At 64.0% G+C, this 22,074-nt stretch carries 22 protein-coding genes; 8 read left to right on the top strand and 14 right to left on the bottom strand.

What is annotated here, in order from left to right; all coding sequences use genetic code 11:
- Positions 1-166: 166 nt before the first annotated feature.
- From AB5I39_RS02170 to AB5I39_RS02145, 6 genes are all read right to left on the bottom strand, one after another.
- A complete protein-coding gene (locus tag AB5I39_RS02170; protein WP_404370546.1) occupies positions 167-1,021 on the bottom strand; it encodes an AAA family ATPase in 855 nt (284 codons plus the stop codon).
- 69 nt (positions 1,022-1,090) lie between these two features.
- On the bottom strand, positions 1,091-1,753 hold the full coding sequence (locus AB5I39_RS02165; RefSeq protein WP_404370544.1) for a DUF6975 family protein: 663 nt from the start codon (positions 1,751-1,753) through the stop codon (positions 1,091-1,093).
- 163 nt (positions 1,754-1,916) lie between these two features.
- On the bottom strand, positions 1,917-2,831 hold the full coding sequence (locus AB5I39_RS02160) for a hypothetical protein (protein ID WP_404370541.1): 915 nt from the start codon (positions 2,829-2,831) through the stop codon (positions 1,917-1,919).
- 115 nt (positions 2,832-2,946) lie between these two features.
- Positions 2,947-4,983 carry an RNA polymerase sigma factor RpoD gene (gene rpoD, locus AB5I39_RS02155; protein ID WP_404370539.1) on the bottom strand — a complete coding sequence of 679 codons (2,037 nt, stop codon included), beginning with the start codon at positions 4,981-4,983 and terminating at the stop codon, positions 2,947-2,949.
- Positions 4,983-6,893 carry a DNA primase gene (gene dnaG, locus AB5I39_RS02150; RefSeq protein ID WP_404370536.1) on the bottom strand — a complete coding sequence of 637 codons (1,911 nt, stop codon included), beginning with the start codon at positions 6,891-6,893 and terminating at the stop codon, positions 4,983-4,985. Before dnaG ends, rpoD begins: the two co-directional genes overlap by 1 nt.
- A gap of 61 nt (positions 6,894-6,954) precedes the next feature.
- Positions 6,955-7,422 (bottom strand): GatB/YqeY domain-containing protein, encoded by a 468-nt coding sequence (locus AB5I39_RS02145; RefSeq protein ID WP_404370533.1) that lies wholly within the window; start codon positions 7,420-7,422, stop codon positions 6,955-6,957.
- A 137-nt stretch (positions 7,423-7,559) separates the two neighbouring features.
- Here AB5I39_RS02145 and carA point away from each other — a divergent pair, with 137 nt between their 5' ends.
- From carA to greA, 5 genes are all read left to right on the top strand, one after another.
- A complete protein-coding gene (carA, locus tag AB5I39_RS02140; RefSeq protein ID WP_404370531.1) occupies positions 7,560-8,762 on the top strand; it encodes a glutamine-hydrolyzing carbamoyl-phosphate synthase small subunit in 1,203 nt (400 codons plus the stop codon).
- A complete protein-coding gene (locus AB5I39_RS02135; RefSeq protein WP_404370528.1) occupies positions 8,759-9,367 on the top strand; it encodes a hypothetical protein in 609 nt (202 codons plus the stop codon). Before carA ends, AB5I39_RS02135 begins: the two co-directional genes overlap by 4 nt.
- 31 nt (positions 9,368-9,398) lie before the next feature.
- Positions 9,399-9,773 (top strand): ribonuclease E inhibitor RraB, encoded by a 375-nt coding sequence (locus tag AB5I39_RS02130; RefSeq protein WP_404370525.1) that lies wholly within the window; start codon positions 9,399-9,401, stop codon positions 9,771-9,773.
- A 1-nt stretch (position 9,774) separates the two neighbouring features.
- Positions 9,775-13,098, top strand: coding sequence for a carbamoyl-phosphate synthase large subunit (carB, locus tag AB5I39_RS02125; protein ID WP_404370522.1), 3,324 nt, complete (start codon positions 9,775-9,777; stop codon positions 13,096-13,098).
- 80 nt (positions 13,099-13,178) lie between these two features.
- Positions 13,179-13,655, top strand: coding sequence for a transcription elongation factor GreA (greA, locus tag AB5I39_RS02120; protein WP_404370519.1), 477 nt, complete (start codon positions 13,179-13,181; stop codon positions 13,653-13,655).
- A gap of 126 nt (positions 13,656-13,781) precedes the next feature.
- Here greA and AB5I39_RS02115 read toward each other — a convergent pair whose 3' ends face one another.
- The 5 genes from AB5I39_RS02115 to AB5I39_RS02095 form a co-directional block, all read right to left on the bottom strand.
- Positions 13,782-14,021, bottom strand: coding sequence for a DUF4170 domain-containing protein (locus AB5I39_RS02115; protein ID WP_404370516.1), 240 nt, complete (start codon positions 14,019-14,021; stop codon positions 13,782-13,784).
- 81 nt (positions 14,022-14,102) lie between these two features.
- Positions 14,103-14,618, bottom strand: coding sequence for a hypothetical protein (locus AB5I39_RS02110; protein WP_404370513.1), 516 nt, complete (start codon positions 14,616-14,618; stop codon positions 14,103-14,105).
- The gene (locus AB5I39_RS02105) at positions 14,615-14,938 is read right to left on the bottom strand and encodes a hypothetical protein (protein WP_404370510.1); all 324 of its coding nucleotides are present in this window, start codon (positions 14,936-14,938) and stop codon (positions 14,615-14,617) included. Before AB5I39_RS02105 ends, AB5I39_RS02110 begins: the two co-directional genes overlap by 4 nt.
- Complete coding sequence (locus AB5I39_RS02100; RefSeq protein WP_404370507.1) at positions 14,935-15,297, bottom strand: phage holin family protein; 363 nt, start codon at positions 15,295-15,297, stop codon at positions 14,935-14,937. Before AB5I39_RS02100 ends, AB5I39_RS02105 begins: the two co-directional genes overlap by 4 nt.
- 22 nt (positions 15,298-15,319) lie before the next feature.
- Entirely contained in the window at positions 15,320-15,808 is a 489-nt protein-coding gene (locus tag AB5I39_RS02095; RefSeq protein WP_404370504.1) for a hypothetical protein, read from the bottom strand.
- Between the two features lie 144 nt (positions 15,809-15,952).
- Between AB5I39_RS02095 and eno the strand changes: the two genes are divergently transcribed.
- The 3 genes from eno (at position 15,953) to AB5I39_RS02080 (ending at position 19,446) form a co-directional block, all read left to right on the top strand.
- Positions 15,953-17,230 carry a phosphopyruvate hydratase gene (eno, locus tag AB5I39_RS02090; RefSeq protein ID WP_404370501.1) on the top strand — a complete coding sequence of 426 codons (1,278 nt, stop codon included), beginning with the start codon at positions 15,953-15,955 and terminating at the stop codon, positions 17,228-17,230.
- An 85-nt stretch (positions 17,231-17,315) separates the two neighbouring features.
- Positions 17,316-17,609, top strand: a complete 294-nt coding sequence (locus tag AB5I39_RS02085) for a septum formation initiator family protein (RefSeq protein WP_404373961.1) — start codon at positions 17,316-17,318, stop codon at positions 17,607-17,609.
- Between the two features lie 100 nt (positions 17,610-17,709).
- Positions 17,710-19,446 (top strand): DUF885 domain-containing protein, encoded by a 1,737-nt coding sequence (locus tag AB5I39_RS02080; RefSeq protein WP_404370498.1) that lies wholly within the window; start codon positions 17,710-17,712, stop codon positions 19,444-19,446.
- 124 nt (positions 19,447-19,570) lie between these two features.
- Here AB5I39_RS02080 and AB5I39_RS02075 read toward each other — a convergent pair whose 3' ends face one another.
- The 3 genes from AB5I39_RS02075 to AB5I39_RS02065 form a co-directional block, all read right to left on the bottom strand.
- Positions 19,571-20,992, bottom strand: coding sequence for an MFS transporter (locus AB5I39_RS02075; protein ID WP_404370495.1), 1,422 nt, complete (start codon positions 20,990-20,992; stop codon positions 19,571-19,573).
- Between the two features lie 122 nt (positions 20,993-21,114).
- Positions 21,115-21,612 carry a pyridoxamine 5'-phosphate oxidase family protein gene (locus AB5I39_RS02070; protein ID WP_404370492.1) on the bottom strand — a complete coding sequence of 166 codons (498 nt, stop codon included), beginning with the start codon at positions 21,610-21,612 and terminating at the stop codon, positions 21,115-21,117.
- 47 nt (positions 21,613-21,659) lie between these two features.
- Positions 21,660-22,049, bottom strand: coding sequence for a cupin domain-containing protein (locus AB5I39_RS02065; protein WP_404370489.1), 390 nt, complete (start codon positions 22,047-22,049; stop codon positions 21,660-21,662).
- Positions 22,050-22,074: the final 25 nt, after the last annotated feature.

Genomic DNA, 22,074 nt, shown 5'->3' with positions numbered 1-22,074 from the left:
CCCCCGAAGCTTTGGTAGCGGGATTTGGTTTAAGCGATAGTTACCAAATTATCGTTTGAATGGATGGGGATGGGCGGGGTGGCGTCGTGGCGAAGCCACGACGTCGGCCGGTGCCTTGGCACCGCCGGCTGACGTCGCCGCTGTCGCGCCGCGCGCATTAGCTGCGCTAATTCTTGGGTGCGCTCCGCCGGGCCATGAAAGCCAGTCTCTCAAAAAGCATGACATCCTGCTCGTTCTTCAGCAGCGCGCCATGCAACGGCGGGATCGCCTTGGTGGGATCGCGGTTTTGCAGCACGTCGAGCGGCATGTCCTCGTGCAGCAGCAGCTTGAGCCAATCGAGCAGCTCGGAGGTCGACGGTTTCTTCTTGAGGCCCGGCACCTCGCGCACGTCGTAGAAAATGTCCATCGCGCGGTTGACCAGAATCTTCTGGATGCCGGGGAAGTGGACGTCGACGATCGCCTGCATCGTCTCGCGATCGGGGAATTTGATGTAGTGGAAGAAACACCGCCGCAGGAAGGCGTCGGGCAATTCCTTCTCGTTGTTGCTCGTAATGATGACGATCGGGCGCTCGACCGCGCGGATCGTTTCCTTGGTTTCGTAGACGTGGAATTCCATCCGATCGAGTTCCTGCAACAGATCGTTGGGAAACTCGATATCGGCCTTGTCGATCTCGTCGATCAGCAAGACCGGCGGCTTGGGCCTCGTGAACGCCTCCCACAATTTGCCGCGGCGGATGTAGTTGGCGATGTCATGCACGCGCTCGTCACCGAGCTGACCGTCGCGCAGGCGGGCCACCGCGTCATATTCGTACAGGCCCTGCTGCGCCTTGGTCGTGGATTTGATGTTCCACTCGATCAATTCGGCATCGAGCGCCTTGGCGATTTCATAGGCTAAAACGGTCTTTCCGGTTCCGGGTTCGCCCTTGACCAGTAACGGACGGCGCAGCGTGACCGCGGCGTTGACCGCGACCTTCAGGTCGTCGGTGGCGACATAGCCTTGCGTGCCCTCGAACCGTTTCATCGCATCCGTCCCGTTCTTTTGAATAGCGGGTACGGCGGTAGCGGGAAATGCGCCGCCAGTGCAAGCGGCCTACAGCGCGTCGCGGGCGCTAGCGCGCGCTTCGATCAGGTCGCACAGCCCGCGATGCTGCGCAAATGTCTGCTGCGCACCGAAGGCCATTGCGCGGCGCACAGGGGCAGCGGCGCCTGGCGTCGTGGCGATCCGGGCAATCGCAATCTCGTCAGGCAGCTGCGATTCGGCGATCTCCGCCCCGGCACGCCGTGCCGCCGCGTCCAGGATGCGGCGGAAGCCATGCCAGTCGATCACCAGCGCGAGCGCGGCACCGATCGAGCAGCCCGCGCGATCGGATCGCGCAAGCATATCGAAGGTATGGCGTTGCGCGGCGAAGGCCGCGTCGCTCTCGGCTTGTCCGGGCGTGGAGGGGAGTGGCCCGACCGCCGCGGTCAGTCGTGCGAGATAGGCGCGCTCGATTCCAAAGGCGGCCGTTGCATCGTGCAGCCATGCCGTGTCGAGATCCGCGACCGGGCGGCGCGCGGCTTCCTCGAACAGATCGGTCAGCCGACCGTGCACCGCGCAGATCGCGTGGACCGCATCGGCAAGGTCGCGCCCGGCAACCCCGGGCATCGTCAGGCTGCGGATCAACCTGTGGTGCGCGCACCCGTCGCTTGCCGCCAACGCCGCGATGCTGCCTGCCTCCACCGCGGGTTTGAGCTGTGTCGTCGCGATCGCCATGATCCCTGTTCTATCCTTTTCCGACCGACGCCTTCGCGTCGGCCTCGCCCGAAAGGCAAGCTGTGAGGCAAGGGATATACCGAAGCACGTAAAGACCTGGTTTAGAGGCGATTAAGTGTACCTAAACCAGGCCGATGCGGACCTAAGCCGGCGGTGAGGGCGGCTAAATCGCGACGAGAACCGCCGTCACGCCCTCCACAGCGGTGCCGATGCGCAGCGGGGCCAGGCCGACCCGCACGGTGATCGGATCGGCGCGGTTGACCAGCAAGCCGATGTGCAGCGGTGGCGGCGTTTCCCCGGCCATTGCGCGTTCGATCGCGGCGCCGAGTGAGACGCGCATCCCGATTTCCGCGAGCGAGACAAAGCGGATCATTGCAAGCGCATCGCGGGTGAGCCCGGTGATCGAGGCCAGCGCGATCCCTGGGTCGACGGGATAGCCGCGCGGGTTGATCGTGACGCTGGCGACGCCGGTTGCGGCGGCCAGGGCGGCATCCGTCGCCCGTAGCGTGGCCAGCGCCTGCGCCGCCTCCCGCTCGGGCGTGCCATCCTGTGCGAACAGCACTACGCCGGTGCCGGCCGGTTCGATCGCCAGCGTGAGCGTTCGTCCTTCGCGCGCGGCCGAGGGCATTTCGAGCCGGTCGCCGGAACCCGTCGCCAGCACGCGGCGGATTGCGAGTGACAGGGGGGTGCGTGCGGAGGGCGCTGCGATCAGATCAATTGGCCCGCCCAGCGCCACCACGGTCCCAAAGTGCGCGCGTGCCGTCCGGCTGGATGCGATGATTGTACCAGCGGCGTCAGCCACGACGACGAGGTCGCGCATGCCGTCGAGCAAAATGGTCGCGTCCACCAAAGCCGGCGGCATGGGCGGCGGCGCGGGCGCATGGGCCGCACAGAGCGCGTCCATTGTTTCGATCGAGGTTAGCACGAACCGCGGACGGCCGCGGTGGAGAATATAGAGCGGCGCGCGAACCGCACGTTCCTGCCACACGCCGAAATGCCGGACCAAATCGGAAGAGGTGACGAGTTGCTCGGGCTGCGGCGACGCGAGAGACGAAGCAGGGGGAGGGCCATGCCGCATTCGATACGCAACGCCGCCGGGCACACCACGATATCGCTCCGAAATGGAGCATTCTTGTGAAAAATCCGTCCTAACCTGTGGCCGCGGCGGTGGCACGAGGCCACCGCCGGTGGGCTTACTGGTCGAGGAAGCTGCGCATCTTGCGGCTGCGGCTCGGATGCTTGAGCTTACGCAACGCTTTCGCCTCGATCTGGCGAATACGCTCGCGCGTCACCGAGAATTGCTGGCCGACTTCTTCCAGCGTGTGATCGGTGTTCATGCCGATGCCGAAGCGCATGCGCAGCACGCGCTCCTCACGCGGGGTGAGGCTCGCCAGGACGCGGGTGACCGTTTCCTTGAGGTTCGCCTGGATCGCCGCGTCCACCGGGATGATCGCGTTCTTGTCCTCGATGAAATCGCCCAGGTGGCTGTCTTCCTCGTCGCCGATCGGCGTTTCGAGCGAGATCGGCTCCTTGGCGATCTTCATAACCTTGCGCACCTTCTCGAGCGGCATGCTCAGGCGCTCGGCCATTTCCTCGGGCGTGGGCTCGCGGCCTTGCTCGTGGAGGAACTGGCGGCTGGTGCGGACCAGCTTGTTGATCGTCTCGATCATGTGCACCGGGATACGGATCGTGCGCGCCTGATCGGCAATCGAACGGGTGATCGCCTGACGGATCCACCAGGTGGCGTAGGTGCTGAACTTGTAGCCGCGGCGATATTCGAACTTATCGACCGCCTTCATCAGGCCGATATTGCCCTCCTGGATCAAATCCAGGAACTGCAGGCCGCGATTGGTGTACTTCTTGGCGATCGAGATCACGAGACGGAGATTGGCCTCGACCATTTCCTTCTTTGCGATACGCGCCTCACGCTCGCCCTTCTGCACCATATTGACGATGCGGCGGAACTCGGTGAGCGCCATGCCGGTCGCCTGGCTGATCTCGCTGATCTCGACGCGGATGCGATCGGCGGCTTCGCTCTCGTTCGTGACGAACGCGGTCCACTTCTTGTCGATCTTGGCGACCGACGGCAGGAACTGTTCGTCCAGCTCATGTCCGATGTAGCGCTCGAGAAAGTCCTTGCGCGACACCTTGTGACGCTCCGCCAGGCGCAGCATCTGCCCGCCGAGCGCGGTCAGGCGGCGGTTGAAGGCGTAGAGCTGATCGACCAGATATTCGATCTTGGCGTTGTGGAACTGGACGCTCTCGACCTCGGCGGTCAGTTCTTCACGCAGCTTCTGGTATTTGCGCTCGTCAGCCGCCGACAGCTCGCCACCCGCCGCCATCGCGTCGAGCCGAGTCTGCTGAACCTTGCTGAACTTCTTGTAGAGAGCGGTAATGTTGGCGAAGCGTTCGAGCGCGATCGGCTTGAGCTGCTCCTCCATCTGCGCGAGGCTGAGGGTGTTGTCCTCTTCCTCGTCGTCCGACGGGCGCGGGGCGCGCCGCTCGGTCATCGAATCCTCGTCCTCGTCGGCGGAGGCCTCCTCGGGCTCGGCTTCTTCCTTGAACGACGGGCCAGCGGTCTTTTCGCTGATCTCACCGCCATTTTCGGCGTCGTCGTCGGTCAGCGATTCGGGTGCCGGGTCCTTCGACAGCATCGCATCGAGATCCATGATCTCACGCAGCTGCATCGTGCCTTCGTTGAGCGCGGTCGACCAATCGATGATCGCGTTGAAGGTGATCGGCGATTCGCACAGGCCGAGGATCATGGTGTCGCGACCGGCCTCGATCCGCTTGGCGATGGCAATTTCACCCTCGCGGCTCAGCAGTTCGACCGCGCCCATCTCGCGCAGGTACATGCGCACCGGGTCATCGGTGCGATCGACGACTTCCTTCTTCTTTACGTCGAGCGCTGGGCCGGCGTCTTCGGACGCATCGACCGGCTCGGCATCGTCCTCGTCCTCGGCCTTGGCGGCGTCGTCGCCATCCTCGCCCTGTTCGTCATTCTCGACGATGTTGATGCCCATTTCGGACAGAGCGGAGCTGATGTCCTCGATCTGGTCGGACGACATCTCGCCCTGCGGCAGCGCCTCGTTGAGCTGCTCGTAGGTGATGTAGCCGCGCTTCTTCGCGCGGGCGATCACCTTCTTGATCGACGCGTCGTTCAAATCGATCAGCGGCGCATCGCTACCTTCGATGGTTTCGTTCGCGTCCGCCATGTCCGTCTTCGCCATCAATTGCCCTCGGTACTAAAAGCCCTGGCGTCTTCGTTCGCCTGCACCAGATTTGCAAGCCGCGCTTCCAGAGCCTGTTTTTCTTTTACAAGCGACACTTGCCGCTCAAATGCCTCATCCGAATAGTGCGTTTGCATCATCGCCGTCGCCGCAGCCAGCGCCGCATCCACTTCCGGCCGAGCGACCAGGATCGCGATGGCCTCATCGAGGTCCTCGCGTGCCCGCGCCGGTTCGGCATCCCTCCTTGTGAACGAACACGATATTTGGTCGGCCCGCAGCAGTTCGTGCGCGATTATATCAAATCCAGATGAGGCCAATATGGTAAGGAGGCGCTGACTATCAAGCGCCATGTTTTCATGGGCATCCTCCACTGCCACATCGACCACCGCTTCGAACAGCCGACCGAGCGTCGGATCGGCGAGTTTGAGCGACCCCAGCACTTCCATGTGGCGCGCGATTTCGGCCGGATGGCGGATCAACCCGGCAAGCACTGCCTTGGCAAGTATGCGATCGATGCCGCCGGTGCCGATACTCTTTGCGCCCTCGCCGGGCGGCGTGATCGGCGGCTTCCACGGCTGACCGGCCTTGCGGCCACCGCGGGCCTGCGGGACGAACGGAGAACGCGGTTCAAACGCCTTACGTTGCGGCCGGAACGTCTCGTCGAACCGGCGGCGGAATTCGGCCTGATATTCATGCGCGACGTTCTGGTCTGCGATGGTCTTGGCGAGTTCCGCGAGCCGCGCCTTGAGACCGGCTTTCTGTTCGGGCGTGTCGAGTGGTTCCGCGGCGAGTTCGCTCGCCCACAGCCGGTCGACTAGCGGTTCGGGCTCCTTCAGCAGCGCCTCGAACGCCGCTGGGCCTTTCGTGCGCACCAGATCGTCGGGATCCTGCCCTTGCGGCAGCGTGACGAAGGCGAGGCTGCGCCCCGGCGCGAGCAGCGGCATGGCGCGGTGCGCGGCGCGGATCGCGGCCTTCTGTCCGGCGCTGTCGCCGTCGAGGCACAGGATCGGCACGTCGCTCAGGCGCCACATGCGTTCAAGCTGCGCCTCGGTCACCGCAGTCCCATTCGGCGCGACCACTTCGCCGAAACCCGCCTGTGACAGCGCGATGACGTCCATATAGCCCTCGACCACGATCAGCCGCCCGGCCTTGCGCGCGGCTGGGGCGGCCTTGTCGAGATTATAGAGCGTGCGGCCCTTGTCGAAGAGCGGCGTCTCCGGGGAATTGAGATATTTCGGCTCGCCATCCCCGATGATGCGCCCGCCGAACGCGATCGTGCGGCCGCGCGGATCGCGGATCGGGATCATCAGGCGGCCGCGGAAGCGATCGTAGGGCGCTTTCTCCTCGACCTTGATCAGCAACCCCGCCTCGACCAGCAGCGGATCGCCATAGTCCTTCAGCGCGGTCTTGAGCCCGCTGCGGGAGTCCGGCGCGAAGCCGAGTCCGAAGGCGCGCGCCGTCTCAGGCTTTATGCCGCGCTTGGCGAGCACGTCGCGCGCGGTGGCGCCTGAGATGCCGTTCAATTGTTCGGTGAACCAGCCGGCGGCATCGGCGCATGCCTCGTGCAGGCCCTTGGCGGCCTCGGCTTTCTCGGCGGCGCGCGGGTCCATTGCGGGCATCTCCATGCCCGCCGCCTGCGCCAGTTCCTTCACTGCATCCATGAAGGGCAGACCGCGCTGATCGGTCATCCAGCGGATCGCATCGCCATGCGCCGAACAGCCGAAGCAATGGTAGAAGCCCTTGTCGTCATTGACGTAGAACGACGGGGTTTTCTCGTTATGGAACGGGCAGCACGCCCGCCATTCGCGGCCGGCCTTTTGCAGCTTCGTGGTGCGCCCGATCAGCGCCGAGAGGAGGGTGCGGCTGCGGAGCTCGTCGAGGAATTGGGGGAGAGAGTCATGGCTCGTCACTCCCCCTCCCGCGAGCGGGAGGGCGGACAGTTGCGCATAGGATCAACCGCCCACGACATTTTCAGCTCAGCGCCGCCTTAACCGCCGCACTCGCCTTGCTCATGTCCAGCGTCGTCGCGTGGCGCGCTTTCAGTTCCGCCATCACGCGGCCCATGTCCTTCATGCCGGTGGCGCCAAGCTCCGCTTTGATCGCCTCGATCGCCGCTGCGGTCGCTGCTTCGTCCATCTGTTGCGGCAGGAAGCGTTCGATCACCGCGACTTCTGCGGCTTCATTGTCGGCGAGTTCCTGGCGGCCGCCCTTCACGAACATGTCGATCGATTCGCGGCGTTGCTTGATCATCTTCTGCAGCACTTCGACGACCAACGTATCGTCGTCGGCAGGGGCGACGCCGTCGCGTGATTGCGGCGCGCGTGCCTCGATGTCGCGGTTCTTGATCGCGCTCTGGATGAGGCGCAGCGTCGCGGTGCCGGCTTTGTCGCCCCCCTTCATCGCGGTGATGAGCGCTGCCTTGATGTCGTCGCGAATCATTCTCGGTCCTTTTTGGTGGTGGGCGACTTTAGCGGGTTTATCCGATCGGCGCCCCCCTTTCAGATTGACCTTGGACGCATCGCCTTCTAACCGGCAGCGCTTAGCGACATTGACGAACCTGAGGAGTGCCCGCCGCAATGGCCGACGCCAAACCTGTGACCGCGCCTGACGGAGCCACCGGCGTATTGGTGCTCGCAACGGGGGAGGTCGTATGGGGCCGCGGCTTCGGCGCGGAAGGGTCGGCAGTCGGCGAAGTGTGCTTCCACACCGCCATGACCGGCTATCAGGAGATCATGACCGACCCGAGCTTTGCCGGGCAGATGATCACCTTCACCTTCCCGCATATCGGCAATGTCGGCGCCAACCCGGATGATATCGAGGCGAACGATCCGCACGCTTTGGGCATGATCGTGCGCGAGGATGTGACGGGACCGAGCAATTTCCGCAGCGTCGAGCGGCTCGATGCGTGGATGGCGAAGCACGGGCGGATCGGTCTGTCGGGCGTCGACACGCGGGCATTGACGCGGCGCATTCGCGGTGGCGGCGCGCCCAACGCGGTGATCGCGCATTCCGCGTCGGGTGAGTTCGATGTGCCTGCACTGCTGGCGCAGGCGCAGGCGTGGCCGGGGCTGGAGGGCATGGACCTGGCGATCGCGGTGACGACGCAGACGCATTACGGCTGGGGCGGGCAGGGCGACGGTGGCGTATGGCGGCTCGGGGCGGGATATGGCGAGGCCGAAAGTGCCGAAAGTGCCACCCACAAGGCCAACCTGGCACCGCGCCGCCCGCATGTCGTCGCGGTAGATTATGGCAGCAAACGCAATATCTTCCGCAACCTTGTTAAGGCTGGAGCTGAGGTTTCGGTCGTCCCCGCGACGGCGAGCTTCGACGACATCATGGCGCTCCAACCCGACGGCATTTTCCTGTCGAATGGTCCGGGCGACCCGGCGGCGACCGGCGTCTATGCCGTACCCGTCATTCAGAAGCTGCTGGAGACGGGCAAGCCGCTGTTCGGCATTTGCCTCGGCCACCAATTGCTCGCGCTCGCAGTCGGCGGGCAAACGACCAAGATGTTCCAGGGCCATCGCGGCGCCAACCATCCGGTCAAGCGCCTCAGCGACGGCGCGGTCGAGATCACGAGCATGAACCACGGCTTCGCGGTCGAACGCGACAGCCTACCCGCCACCGCACGCGAGACGCATGTGTCGCTGTTCGACGGCTCGAACGCGGGGATCGAACTGACCGACCGCCCGGCGTTCAGCGTGCAATATCACCCCGAGGCGAGCCCCGGGCCGCAGGACAGCCTGTATCTGTTCGAGCGGTTTGTGGGGATGTTATGAGCGTCGAGAGCAAGCCGAGTCTGAATGCTGCCAAGCAAGATATTTTGTTGGCTCTCTTTGACCATTTGCACTCTGCTTCATTAGACACGCATCTCCCGGCCTCTAAGATTGACCAGTTGATGTCTCTTAAGGTCTCGCCTCAGTTTTTGGCGCGCGCAATACAGAACTTGTCTAATGATGAGCTTATTGAGAACTTTGAAAACAGAATTGCTATATTTCGATTGACCCATGCAGGAATTTTAGAGGCGGAGAAAATTGCGGCTGCGCAGCGGAAAATAGAAACAGATCGTGTTCCGGTAGCCGAGGGCGTTGTATCATTAAATCACAACTCGGCCGAGGTCATCGAAGTTAGGCGTGCGCTTGAAAGCCTTGAGGATCAAGTTCGAACCAATAATGAGGCTTTTCCCGAACATCCGGACGAACGCCAGGCTGCGTTGGTTGAAATATCTGCGCTAAAAACGATTTGGAGTGGCTCATTTGTGAGGTTGGGTGCGCTTCGTGCGCAAGCTACTAGTACACTTAAATGGGTTTCGGAGAAGTCAAGTGCTGCGGCAATTGCGGAAATTTGTAAGCATATAATCAAGCTTATATTCGGATGGCCCTAAGTCTTTGTTCGTATCTATTGGAATTTTGCCCATGACCCTCCCCGAAGTCTCCCCCGCACGCCTCGAAGAGGAATGGGCCGCCGACAAGGACGTGCTGCAGTCGCTGCGTGATGCGGGCGATCGCGCCGAAATCGTGCGCCCGGTCGATGTGTCGTTCCGTGGTGATGACGAAGCGCTCGACAGACTCGAAGAGGAGGCCGGCTCGCTCGGCTTCGACGTGATCGAGCGCGAAGAGGATGAGGAGGGCGACATGTGCCTGTTCCTGATGCGCGCGCAGACCACCGACGATGCCGCGATCAAGGGGCTGACCAAGCTCTGCCAGCAGATCGCGCAGGCGTATGACGTGGAATATGACGGCTGGGGCTGTACCGCTGAGGACGGCACTGGCGAGGACGGAACCGAGTAACATGCCGAAACGCACCGACATTTCCTCCATCCTCGTCATCGGCGCGGGGCCGATCGTCATCGGGCAGGCGTGCGAGTTCGATTATTCGGGCACGCAGGCGATCAAGGCGTTGAAGGAGGACGGGTATCGCATCGTCCTGGTCAATTCGAACCCGGCGACGATCATGACCGATCCTGAGCTGGCCGATGCGACGTACATCGAGCCGATCACGCCCGAGATCGTGCGAAAGATCATCGAGAAGGAGCGGCCCGACGCCGTCCTGCCCACGATGGGCGGCCAGACCGCGCTGAACACCGCGCTGGCGCTGTTCAACGACGGGACGCTGGCGGAATTCGGGGTCGAGATGATCGGCGCTGATGCCGAGGCTATCGACAAGGCGGAGGACCGGCTGAAATTCAAGGACGCGATGACCAAAATCGGCCTGGAAAGCGCGCGCTCGGCGATCGCGCATTCGGTCGAGGAGGCACTGGCGGGGCTGGAGAAGACCGGGCTGCCCGCGATCATCCGCCCGAGCTTCACGATGGGCGGGTCGGGCGGCGGCATCGCATATAACCGCGAGGAATTCCTGGAGATTGTGCGGCGCGGTCTCGACCTGTCGCCGACCACCGAAGTGCTGATCGAGGAATCGCTGATCGGATGGAAGGAATATGAGATGGAAGTCGTGCGCGACCGCGCCGACAATGCCATCATCATCTGCTCGATCGAAAATGTCGATCCGATGGGCGTCCACACCGGCGATTCCATCACCGTCGCCCCCGCGCTGACGCTGACCGACAAGGAATATCAGATCATGCGCAACGCGAGCATCGCGTGCCTGCGCGAGATCGGCGTCGAGACGGGCGGATCGAACGTGCAGTTCGCGGTCAACCCCAAGGACGGCCGCCTGATCGTGATCGAGATGAACCCGCGCGTGTCGCGCTCCTCGGCGCTCGCGTCCAAGGCGACCGGCTTCCCGATCGCCAAGGTCGCGGCCAAACTTGCGGTCGGCTACACGCTCGACGAGATCATGAACGACATTACGGGCGCGACCCCGGCGTCGTTCGAGCCGACGATCGACTATGTCGTCACCAAGATCCCGCGTTTCGCCTTCGAAAAGTTCAAGGGTGCGGAAGCCGTGCTGTCGACCGCGATGAAGTCGGTCGGCGAGGTGATGGCGATCGGCCGCAACATCCACGAATCGATGCAGAAGGCGCTGCGCGGGCTGGAGACCGGCCTGTCGGGCTTCAACATGGTCGATCGCCTGGTCGGGGCGCCGCGCGCGGAGATCGAGGCGGCGCTCGCCGTCGCCACGCCCGACCGGCTGCTGGTCGCGGCGCAGGCGTTGCGCGAGGGCTTCACGGTGGCCGAGGTCCATGCGCTGGCGAAGTTCGACCCGTGGTTCATCGAACGCCTCGCCGAGATCGTCGCGGCGGAGCAGGAAGTCGCGACGGGCGGCCTGCCGCGCGATGCGGCGGGGATGCGGCGTCTGAAAGCGATGGGCTTCAGCGACAAGCGGCTCGCCTTCCTGGCGGTGCAATCGGCAAACCTGCGTGAGCGCCCTATGGCGCGCGGCGGGCTGATCCGCGATGTGGTGCAGGCGATGACCGGCGGCACGACCGAGGCGGAGGTGCGCGCGCTGCGCCACAAGCTCGGCGTGCGGCCGGTGTTCAAGCGGATCGACACCTGTGCGGCGGAATTCGATGCCAGGACGCCGTACATGTATTCGACTTATGAAGCCCCGAGCTTCGGCGAACCCGAATGCGAGAGCCAGCCGACCGATCGGAAGAAGGTCGTGATCCTGGGCGGCGGGCCGAACCGGATCGGGCAGGGGATCGAATTCGATTATTGCTGCTGCCATGCCTGCTTTGCGCTGGGCGACGCTGGCTATGAAACGATCATGGTCAATTGCAATCCGGAGACGGTGTCGACCGATTACGACACCAGCGACCGGCTGTATTTCGAACCGCTGACCGCCGAGGACGTGCTCGAAATCCTGCACGTCGAAATGTCGAACGGCAGCTTGCACGGCGTGATCGTGCAGTTCGGCGGGCAGACCCCGCTCAATCTGGCGCAGGCTTTGCAGGATGCAGGGATTCCGATCCTCGGCACCAGCCCCGATGCGATCGACCTGGCCGAAGACCGCGAACGCTTCGCCGCGCTGGTCAACAAGCTCGGCCTGCGCCAGCCCGCCAACGGTATCGCGCGCAGCCGCGAAGAGGCCGTCGCGGTGGCGGAGCGGATCGGCTACCCCGTGCTGATGCGCCCGAGCTATGTGCTTGGCGGGCGCGCGATGGAGATCGTCGACGGGCGCCCGCAGCTGGAGGAATATATCCAGACCGCGGTGCAGGTGTCGGGCGATTCCCCGGTGTTGATCGACCAATATTTGCGCGACGCGGTCGAGGTCGATGTCGATGCGATCTCGGACGGGACCGATGTCACCGTTGCGGGCGTGTTGCAGCATATCGAAGAGGCGGGCGTCCATTCCGGCAACTCGGCTTGCTCGATCCCGCCCTATTCGCTGCCGACCGAAGTGGTCGCCGAAATCGAGCGGCAGACGGTGGCTCTGGCAAAGGCGCTGTCGGTCGTCGGGCTGATGAATATCCAGTTCGCGGTGAAGGATGGTCTGGTCTATCTGATCGAGGTCAACCCGCGCGCCAGCCGCACCGTGCCGTTCGTTGCCAAGGCAATCGGCGCGCCGATCGCCAAGATCGCGGCGCGCGTGATGGCGGGCGAGAAGCTCGCCGACCTTCCTGCGATCGACCGCCACATCGACTATTATGCGGTCAAGGAAGCGGTCTTCCCGTTCAACAAATTCCCCGGCGTCGATCCGGTGCTGTCGCCCGAAATGAAGAGCACCGGCGAAGTGATGGGGATCGACCCCGATTTCACGCTCGCCTTCGCCAAATCGCAGCTTGGCGCGGGCACCGTCCTGCCCAAGGGTGGCGCGGTGTTCGTCAGCGTGAAGGACAGCGACAAGTCCGTCATCCTGCCCGCGGTGCGCACGCTCGCGGACCATGGCTTCACGATCGTCGCTACGGGCGGCACGGCCGATTATCTCGCCGCGCAGGGCGTGACCGTCGAGCGCGTCAACAAGGTGGCGCAGGGGCGGCCCCACATTGTCGACCGGATCAAGGACGGCGGGATCGATCTGATCTTCAACACGACCGAGGGGTGGCAGAGCCTGAAGGACAGCTCCCCGATCCGCGGATCTGCGCTGTCGCTCAAGATTCCCTATTTCACCACGGCGCCTGCCAGCCTGGAGGCGGCGCGCGCAATCGTGGCGCTTTCGACACGGAGCCTTGAAGTCAAGCCGCTGCAATCCTATTATTCCACCTCGCACACCTAATCCCCCAAATGAGAACAGCGTGCGGGCGGGTCCATTCGGGCCGGCCAACCGGGTGATTTTGAAGACGAAGGACGACAGGGATGGCCACCGTAGACAAGATGCCGATGCTGCAAGAGGGCCATGATCGGCTCAATGCGGATCTCAAGCGGCTGAAGGCGGAGCGTCCCCTGATCGTCGATGCGATCGAAGAAGCCCGCGCGCACGGCGACCTGTCGGAAAACGCCGAATATCACGCGGCGAAAGAACGGCAGGGCCAGATCGAAGCGTCGATCAGCGATATCGAGGACAAGCTCTCGCGCGCGCAGATCATCGATCCGAAGGAACTGTCGGGCGACAAGGTCGTGTTCGGCGCGACGGTCACGCTGCTCGATGAAGACGACAAGCCGGTCAAGTATCAGATCGTCGGCCAGACCGAAGCCGATGCCAAGGGCGGGCGGATTTCGTACAATTCGCCGCTGGGTCGCGCGCTGATCGGGCGCAAGCTGGATGACGAGGTCGAGGTGACGGTGCCATCGGGCGATCGTTACTACGTCGTGTCAAAGATCGAATTTATCTAAGCGGCGGCAAGCGATTAGCGAACGCTAATCGCGCGCGCATTAGCCGCTTACGGCCGGCGGCGCCCAAGCGCCGACCGACGACACGGGATTTACTCCCGTGTCGGATACCTTCTGTGCCCAAATAAGCTACGCCGACGCGCCAGCCCCCGGCGCAATCAGATCCGGCTGCAACAGCCGATGCAAATGCACCACCACGAACTTCATCTCGGCGTCATCGACGGTGCGCTGCGCGGCGGCGCGCCAGGCTTTTTCGGCGCTGGCATAGTCCGGAAACACGCCGACGATTTCGATCGAGTTGAGATCGTCGAAGTCGAGCGTGCGGGGATCGGATACGCGGCCGCCGAAAACGAGGTGGAGCTTGCTCATGAAATTCTGGTCCCGATAGGCATGACTGGTCTGGCCCCATCTTAGGGGCGGGGCTGCCTTTCGGGAACCTTTCCTAAAAAATTACGCCTGCGTTTTCGCTTTTTTGGCGGTGGTTTTCGGCCCCGCGGCCGCTTCCGGTGTGGCCGCGGGGGCCGGGGCCGGTTCGGCGGCGGGCTTGGCCTTCGCCGAGAGCACCGCTGCAGTGCCCGCCGTTGCCAGCGTCTTGATCACGCCGCCAAGCATCTTGCCGACCTGATCGCGGGCGGCATTGCGCGAGAATCCGAGCACGTCGAATTCGGCCTTTGCGGTGTCCTTCGCTGCGTCGATCGCGCCGCGCGTCGTGTCGCTGATGCGCTTGCCGACCGGCGCGAGCAGCTTCGCTTCCTGCTTGCTGCGCGGGACGAGCGCACCGATCACGGCGCCGAGCGCGATGCCGCCTGCGAGAACGCCGACCGGATTGGCTTCGACGCCAGCTGCCGTCTTGCGCGCGAAATCTCGCGCGGTTTCGGTCGTGGCGGTGGCCGCCTTGGTGGCGGAGGACCGGACGGCAGCAGCGGCCTTGGCGGCGCGCGGCTTCGCACCTTTCGCTACGGTCATGTCTTGGCTCCTTTTGAAGATGATGGCGTAAGGGCGCTGCTCCGCCGACGCAGCAGGCGCAGGATCGGACGGCGGGCGGCGAACAGGCCGAGCATCGCTGCGATCAGGCCGATCTTAACGGGCTTGCGGCGCGCGACTTCGATCGCCTCGGTGATCGCGGCGGTGCCGCGCACTTGCAGCGTTTCCGCGACATCCTGCGCCAGAGCGCGCGGGGTCGTGCGACGTTGCAGCGTGCCGAGCGTGTCCGCCAAGCGTGCCCGCGCCGCCTCGCTGCGCGCTTGTGCCCGCGCCAGCCGCGCCCCGATCGCGCGCCCGGTCACGATGCGTCCTCCGACGCGCCGAACAGCAGCTTGAAGTGGCGCATTGCGAGCCAGCCGAGCAGCGCCGACAGTAGCAGCAGCGTGCCGACCACGATTGCGGTCGCTAACCCGGGGCCGACCAGCGGGGTCAGCACCATCAGGACGCCGACGACCAGCGCGGTCAGCGCAACCGAGCCGGTCGCGACCGAGGCCAGCAACAGCAAAACGCCGTTGCGCGCATCGTCAATACGCGCAACGATCTTTGCCTTCTGCAGCTCGATTTCGGCCCGTGCGAGGTTTTCAGCATCGGCGATGACGCGCGAAAACAGCGCGCCAAGGCCCTCTTCCTCAGCCGACCCCTGGCGTTCCACGTCGTTCATCGCCGCCCCCGGACGTTCAGGCTCAGGCCTTGTCCTGCGACTCTGCGGCAAGACCCGACTGGATCAGGCGGACCAACACGAAGCCAAGTGCCGCTGCGGTGCCGATCGCGATTGCCGGGCTCTTCTGCACGAAACCGCGCGCGTCCTCGATCAGATCGTCGAGTTCCTTGGCCTTCAGACCCTCGGAGAAACCGGCGACCTTGTCCGCTGCGGTGCGGGCGTACTGACCATATTGGTCGCCCAGCTTTTCATCGACGGTGCCCGCGGCGTCGTTGATCATCTTGACGATCTCGTCCAGCGCGCCGCCGGCTGCGGCCTTCCGGTCCTCGGCGTAGGTCTTGGCGCGATCGACCGCTTCCTTACCGATCTTGGCGGCGCTGTCCTTCAACAGCTGCGATGCGGTGACGGTTGCCTTTGCGGTCTCGTCTGCAGCGGAGCCAGCAGCCTTGGCAGCAGCGTTCAGATGTTCGGTCGCGGTGGATGTGTTTGCGGATTCGGGGGTGGTAGCCATGACAAGCGCCCTTCGTTGATGATCGAAAACACGTAACCGGTAAGCGCCTGTCCTAGTTCCCATTCCCGCCACGAATTGCGGGCGCGAGACTTAGCCGATAGAGGCACGCGCAACCTTGTCTCTGACAGTTAGAAGGATCGTTCCATGACCGCAATCATCGACATTCACGCCCGCACGATCCTGGACAGTCGCGGCAACCCGACGGTCGAGGTCGACGTGATGCTGGAAGACGGCAGTTTTGGCCGCGCGGCGGTGCCGTCGGGTGCCTCGACCGGCGCGCATGAGGCGGTCGAAAAGCGCGATGGCGACAAGAGCCGCTGGGGCGGGAAGGGCGTCCAGGCTGCGGTCGATGCGGTGAACGGCGAGATCGCCGAGGCCGTCATCGGCCTGGAGGCGGAGGATCAGCGCGAGATCGATTCGACGATGATCGAACTCGACGGCACCGAGAACAAGAGCCGTCTGGGTGCGAATGCGATCCTCGGCGTCAGCCTTGCGGTCGCCAAGGCGGCCTCCGATGCGCGCACCCTGCCGCTCTATCGCTATGTCGGTGGCGTCTCGGCGCATGTGCTTCCGGTGCCGATGATGAACATCATCAACGGCGGCGAACACGCCGACAATCCGATCGATTTCCAGGAATTCATGATCGTGCCCGTCGGCGCGACGTCGATGGTCGAAGCGGTCCGTTGCGGGTCAGAGATTTTTCACACCCTCAAGAAAGCGCTGCACGAAAAGGGCCTCGCGACGTCCGTCGGTGATGAAGGCGGCTTCGCGCCCAACATCGCCTCGACCAACGAAGCGATCGAATTCATCCTGCGCTCGATCGAGACTGCGGGCTACACGCCGGGTGACGACGTGATGCTCGCGCTCGATTGCGCGGCGACCGAGTTCTACAAGAACGGCCGCTATGAGATTTCGGGCGAGGGCAAGAGCCTCTCGAGTCACGAAATGGCCGAATATCTCGCCGACCTGACGCGCCGTTACCCGATCTTTTCGATCGAGGACGGCATGGGCGAGGACGATTGGGAGGGCTGGAAGGCGCTCACAGACCTGGTCGGAGACAAGGTCCAGCTCGTCGGCGACGACCTGTTCGTGACCAATCCCAAGCGCCTGAAGCGCGGGATCGAGGGCGGTTACGCCAACTCGCTGCTCGTCAAGGTTAACCAGATCGGTACGCTCACCGAAACGCTCGAAGCCGTTTCGATGGCGCAACGGGCGGGCTATACCGCGGTCATGTCACATCGCTCGGGTGAGACCGAGGACGCAACGATCGCCGATCTGGCTGTCGCGACCAATTGCGGACAGATCAAGACGGGCAGCCTCGCGCGCTCCGATCGGTTGGCGAAATACAACCAGCTGATCCGTATCGAGGAGGAGTTGGAGGGCGCTGCGCTGTATGCCGGACGCTCTGTCATCCGAATTTAACCACCGTAAAAATACCGGCTTGATCCACGAGTCGCGATGCGCGAATGTCGCGACCGTGGTCAAGAAACGCTCAACTCTCAGGACGATGCTCCGCCGCGCGATCGCGCCGGCGGCGCTATTGATCGTCGGTGTCTTTTTCGGAGGCTATGCGATCTTCGGGCCTAACGGTGCGTTGGCGTATGGCGATATCGAGCGGCAGTTGGCGGTCAAACAACGCGAACTGGCGATGCTCGACAAGAACCGCGCGGATTTGAAGAACCGGGTCGCGCTGCTCGATCCGAAACATGCCGATCGGGATATGGTCGAGGAACTCGCGCTCAAGAATCTGGGCGTGGTGGACAAGAACGACGTGATCGTTCCGCTTAACGACAAGAAGTGATCGGTCGCACCGCGCCGGTGTAGCGCTCCGTCCCGGTCGGGCTGGCGCGAACCTGCGCAAACTGCCAGCGTCCCCATGATACCGAATTGAGGGAGCCGCTATGCGTTCAGTTTTGTTGGCCGGGATCGCCGCTCTGGCGCTGACCTCCTGTGCGTCGGCACCGCCTGAGCCGAAGGGATCGATGGCGCCGCTGGTCGCGCTGCCGACGAGCGACTGGAAGAGTTTTCGCGATATCTTCATCGAGGATTGGTTCAAGGTTTCGCCGGCCGACGCGGTCTATCAGGGGCGTCATAGTTTCGATGGCGGGCTGGGCGACTGGACGCCGGGCGGGCTGAAGCGGCAGGGTGATTTCCTGCGCGAGGCGATCGACAAGGCGAAGGCCTTCGACACCGCGAAGCTGACCAAGGACGAGGCGTTCGAGCGCGATTATCTGGTCACGGTCGCATCTGGCAAATTGTTCTGGTTGGAAGATGCCGATTTCCCGCACAAGAATCCGGCCTGGTATGTCAATGCGGGGCTCGACCCCAACGTCTATATCGCGCGCAATTATGCCGACGCGCCGACGCGGATGCGCGCGATGGTCAGTTTTCTGCGCAAGATTCCGGACGCGGCCGCGCAGATCAAGGCGAACCTGAAGACGCCGATGCCGCTCAGCTACATCAATTATGGCGTGGCGGCGTTCAACGGGTTTGCCGACTATTACACCGGCGATGCCAAGAAGGCGTTTGCCAAGGTGAAGAGCCCGGCGTTGCAGGAGGAATTCGATAAGGCGGCGAAGGTTGCGGCGCAGGCGATGCACGATCTGGCGGCGCATCTGGAGAAGCAGCGCCCGACCGCGACGCAGGATTTCGCGCTAGGGGCGGAGCGCTTCTCGCGGATGATCAAGCAGACCGAGGGCGTCGACGTACCGCTCGCCACGCTGAAGGCGGCGGGAGAGGCTGATCTGGCGCGCAACCAGAAGGCGCTGACCGAGGCGTGCGGTCAGTTCGCGCCGGGCGCGACGATCCCGGCGTGCATGGCGAAGATGAACGCCAACAAGCCCGCCAATAACGATCCCGTCGCCGAAGCGCGCAAGCAGATCCCTGAACTGCGGGCCTTCGTGCTGGCGAATGATGTGGTCACGATCCCGGACAACGAACAGGCGCTGGTCGAGGAAAGCCCGCCCTATAACCGGCAGAACAGCGCGTACATCGATCCGCCCGGACCGTTCGAGAAGGGTATCCCGTCAGTCTATTACATTTCCCCGCCGGACCCGTCGTGGAGCAAGGCCGAGCAGGAGGGCTTCATCCCCGGCAAGATGGATTTGCTGTTCACATCGGTCCACGAAGTGATGCCGGGGCATTTCCTGCAATTCCGGCACGCCAACGCATCCCCGTCGATCTTCGGGCGGCTGTTCGTCGGCTATGCCTTTGCCGAGGGCTGGGCGCATTATGCCGAGGAAATGATGTGGGAAGCGGGGCTGCATAAGGGCGATGCGGAAACGCATGTCGGGCAATTGTCGAACGCGCTGCTGCGCAACTGCCGCTTTCTGTCCGCGATCGGGCTGCACAGCGGGACGATGACGCAGGATCAGTCGCGGAAGATGTTTGTCGAGCAATGCTATCAGGATGAGGGTAGTGCGAAGCAGCAATCGGCGCGGGGCACCTATGATCCGGCCTATCTGAATTATACGATGGGCAAGCTGATGATCCGCAAGCTGCGCGATGATTGGACCGCGACGCATGGCGGGCGGGCGTCGTGGAAGGCGTTCCACGACGAATTCCTGCGCTATGGCGGCCCGCCGATCCCGCTGGTGCGGAAGGCAATGCTGGGCGGGGATGGGAAGGCGGTGTTCTGAGGGGGCCGCTCACTCCCACCCGTTCGCCCTGAGCTTGTCGAAGGGCTGTTCTCCACTCAACACGGTGCCGAGAGGAGGGCAGGGCTTCTACAAGCTCAGCCCGAACGGGGGAGGGTTGGCAGGGTCACCGCGCCTGTTTGAGCGTCGGCACCGCCTCCGCCACCTCTGCGCTTTGCGGCATACGGATCGACGGGCGGAGACGGGCGAGGCTGCAGATGCCGGCGATCAACGCGAGCGTCGCGGCCACCAGCGGCGGGGTGGCACCACCGCCGAGCCCGAGCGCGAGCAACGCCGCGACCAGCGTCGCGCCGGTCGTCTGGCCGAGCAAGCGCGTCGTTGAGACCAGCCCGCCCGCTGCTGCCGCGCGCTCGCGCGGGGCGCTGCCGATGATCAGGCGCGCGTTGGGGGGCAGGAAAGTGCCGAAGCCAGCGCCGCACAGCGCCATCCGCCAGATCACGTCGAAATGGCTGGGGTGGGCGGGCAGGTTTGCGATGAGGATCAGCGCGAAGATCGAGATCGCCATGCCGATCCCGCCGAGCGCGCCCGCCGGGATCTTGCTCGACAGCCAGCCCGACAGCGGCGCGACGACGACGTTGGTCAGAGGCCAGGGGGCCATCAACAGGCCCATCTCGACCGGCGTGAAGCCGAATTCGCTCTGCAGCCGGAACGGCATCGAGATGATCAGCGTCATCGACGCGACGAACGCCGTATAGGCACCGATAACCGACAGCAGCAGCACGGGTTGGCCGAGCAAATCGACTGGCAGGATCGGGTCGGGCGTATTGCGCTGACGCCGGACGAAATAGAGGCCGACGAGCGCGCCCGACAGCACGATCGCGGCGGACACGATCGGGCTGTCACCGTGTACGCCGCTTTCCAGCCCGCCGATTACCAGCCCGAACATCGCTGCACACATGATCGCGCCGATCACGTCGAACGGGGTGTCGCGCGGTGGCGTGTCTGGGAGGGCGCGGCCGAGGATCAGCGAGCCGATCGCGAACGGTACGGCGCTCGCGAAAACCCACGGCCAGGGGGCTATGCCGAGGATGAAGCCGCCGAGCGTCGGCGCGAGCGCCGCACCTGCCGATACGATGGAGGAGTTGATGCCGAGCCCGCTGCCGAGTTGCTTGGCGGGATAGGTCGCGCGGATGAGCGCGGAGGAGACGCTGAGCGCCGCCGCCGCGCCGATCGCCTGCGCCGCGCGGACGATCAGCAGGAAAGGGAGACTTTTCGCGAAGAAGCACAGCAAGGTCGCGACCGCGAACAGCAACTGGCCCCATTGGTACAGGCGCTTCAGACCGATGCGTTCGCCAAGCCCGGCGAAGGGGAGCAAGAGCATGACCAGCATCAGCTGATACACGGTCACGACGGAGACGACCGCCGATCGATCGATGTGCAATTCGCGCGCAATTGTCGGCAGAGCGATGTTGGCGACGCCGCCGTCGATGATGATCAGCGCGGTGCCCAGGCACAGTGTCGCGATGGCGGCATAGCGGCGGGGAAGGGGAAGGCCGTCGGCGGGATTGGCGGGATTGGATGACGTCACGCGCTGCCTTTGCCTAGATGCTCACACATTGTCATCCCCGCGAAGACGGGGACGCACCTCCCGCGGGGGGAGATAGGTCGCGGCCTTCGCGGGGATGAAACCGAGGGTCTAGTCTGACGAGATCAGGCCAGCGAAACCTCGGCTACCTTATCCTTATAGTCCTGTTTCGGGTCGATCCCGAGCATGACCTTCACACCGGCCAGCAGGCTGGACGCATCGACCCACACTTGCGCGCGCTCGGCATCGAGGCGCAGCAGTTGCAGCTTGGGGTCGTCCTTGCCGCCCTCATACCAGGCGGCGACATAGCTGTTCCACAGCCGGTCGATCACGGCGCGATCATTGTCCGCGACGAGATTGCCGTGGATCGTGGCGAAGACGTCGTTGCCCTTCGAGGCGAAGGTTGCGACGGCGCGCGAGCCTTCGCCTGCTTTCAGTTCGCCGACGAGTTCGGTTTCCTTCGAAGTGAAGAAATAGATCGGGCCGCGGTCTTCATCACCATCCAGCTGCGCGGTCATCGGGCGGGTATGGCCTTCGTCCACGCCGGCGAGACCGAGCATCACGGTCATATCCGAGCGCAGCGCCTTCCAAAATTTGTGTTCGATTTCTGCTTCGTTCGACATCGTCGTCTCCTTCTCTGCCGGAACGGGCGGAAGGGCGCGCGGTTCCGTTAGCCGGGTGACCAGCCTTCCGGCGCGAGTTCGAAACCGGCGAAATCGAACGCAGGTGTCACGACGCAACTGACCAGCGCCCAGCCGCGCGCCGCATCGGCGGATTGCCAGGCGTTTGCTGGTACGATCGCCTGCGGGCTCTCACCCGTCAGCAGGTGTTCCTCCCGATCGATCCGCAGCGTCAGCGGCGATCCGGCGTGCCACAGCCACAGCTCGGTCGCATCGACGCGGTGCCAGTGTGAGCGCTGGCCGTCCTCCAGGAGGAACAGGATCGCCGTCGCCAGCCCGCGTGCCGAGGGATCGGCAGCAGGCTGGCGCATCGTCTCGCGGTACCAGCCCCCTTCCGGGTGCGGCGACAGGTTCAGCTTGGCGATGAGCGGGTGGGGCATGTTGCGATTTGTAGCGCAGCTCGCC

The organism is Sphingomonas sp. MMS24-J45, from assembly GCF_044881195.1.
In the GTDB taxonomy this organism is placed as follows: Bacteria; Pseudomonadota; Alphaproteobacteria; order Sphingomonadales; family Sphingomonadaceae; genus Sphingomonas.
Note: the sequence above shows the minus strand (reverse complement) of the source record. Positions and strands in the feature narration are given on the sequence as shown.

What these genes read in the sequence shown, in the direction of transcription:
- AB5I39_RS02070 (WP_404370492.1), bottom strand. Translation starts at nt 21,612, where the DNA reads ATGTCGAACGAAGCAGAAATCGAACACAAATTTTGGAAGGCGCTGCGC.
- AB5I39_RS02110 (WP_404370513.1), bottom strand. Translation starts at nt 14,618, where the DNA reads ATGACCGTAGCGAAAGGTGCGAAGCCGCGCGCCGCCAAGGCCGCTGCT.
- eno (WP_404370501.1), top strand. Translation starts at nt 15,953, where the DNA reads ATGACCGCAATCATCGACATTCACGCCCGCACGATCCTGGACAGTCGC.
- AB5I39_RS02135 (WP_404370528.1), top strand. Translation starts at nt 8,759, where the DNA reads ATGAGCGTCGAGAGCAAGCCGAGTCTGAATGCTGCCAAGCAAGATATT.
- carA (WP_404370531.1), top strand. Translation starts at nt 7,560, where the DNA reads ATGGCCGACGCCAAACCTGTGACCGCGCCTGACGGAGCCACCGGCGTA.
- AB5I39_RS02080 (WP_404370498.1), top strand. Translation starts at nt 17,710, where the DNA reads ATGCGTTCAGTTTTGTTGGCCGGGATCGCCGCTCTGGCGCTGACCTCC.
- AB5I39_RS02165 (WP_404370544.1), bottom strand. Translation starts at nt 1,753, where the DNA reads ATGGCGATCGCGACGACACAGCTCAAACCCGCGGTGGAGGCAGGCAGC.
- AB5I39_RS02145 (WP_404370533.1), bottom strand. Translation starts at nt 7,422, where the DNA reads ATGATTCGCGACGACATCAAGGCAGCGCTCATCACCGCGATGAAGGGG.
- AB5I39_RS02085 (WP_404373961.1), top strand. Translation starts at nt 17,316, where the DNA reads ATGCTCCGCCGCGCGATCGCGCCGGCGGCGCTATTGATCGTCGGTGTC.
- AB5I39_RS02170 (WP_404370546.1), bottom strand. Translation starts at nt 1,021, where the DNA reads ATGAAACGGTTCGAGGGCACGCAAGGCTATGTCGCCACCGACGACCTG.
- AB5I39_RS02115 (WP_404370516.1), bottom strand. Translation starts at nt 14,021, where the DNA reads ATGAGCAAGCTCCACCTCGTTTTCGGCGGCCGCGTATCCGATCCCCGC.
- carB (WP_404370522.1), top strand. Translation starts at nt 9,775, where the DNA reads ATGCCGAAACGCACCGACATTTCCTCCATCCTCGTCATCGGCGCGGGG.
- AB5I39_RS02160 (WP_404370541.1), bottom strand. Translation starts at nt 2,831, where the DNA reads ATGCGGCATGGCCCTCCCCCTGCTTCGTCTCTCGCGTCGCCGCAGCCC.
- rpoD (WP_404370539.1), bottom strand. Translation starts at nt 4,983, where the DNA reads ATGGCGAAGACGGACATGGCGGACGCGAACGAAACCATCGAAGGTAGC.
- AB5I39_RS02100 (WP_404370507.1), bottom strand. Translation starts at nt 15,297, where the DNA reads ATGAACGACGTGGAACGCCAGGGGTCGGCTGAGGAAGAGGGCCTTGGC.
- AB5I39_RS02130 (WP_404370525.1), top strand. Translation starts at nt 9,399, where the DNA reads ATGACCCTCCCCGAAGTCTCCCCCGCACGCCTCGAAGAGGAATGGGCC.
- AB5I39_RS02095 (WP_404370504.1), bottom strand. Translation starts at nt 15,808, where the DNA reads ATGGCTACCACCCCCGAATCCGCAAACACATCCACCGCGACCGAACAT.
- greA (WP_404370519.1), top strand. Translation starts at nt 13,179, where the DNA reads ATGGCCACCGTAGACAAGATGCCGATGCTGCAAGAGGGCCATGATCGG.
- AB5I39_RS02065 (WP_404370489.1), bottom strand. Translation starts at nt 22,049, where the DNA reads ATGCCCCACCCGCTCATCGCCAAGCTGAACCTGTCGCCGCACCCGGAA.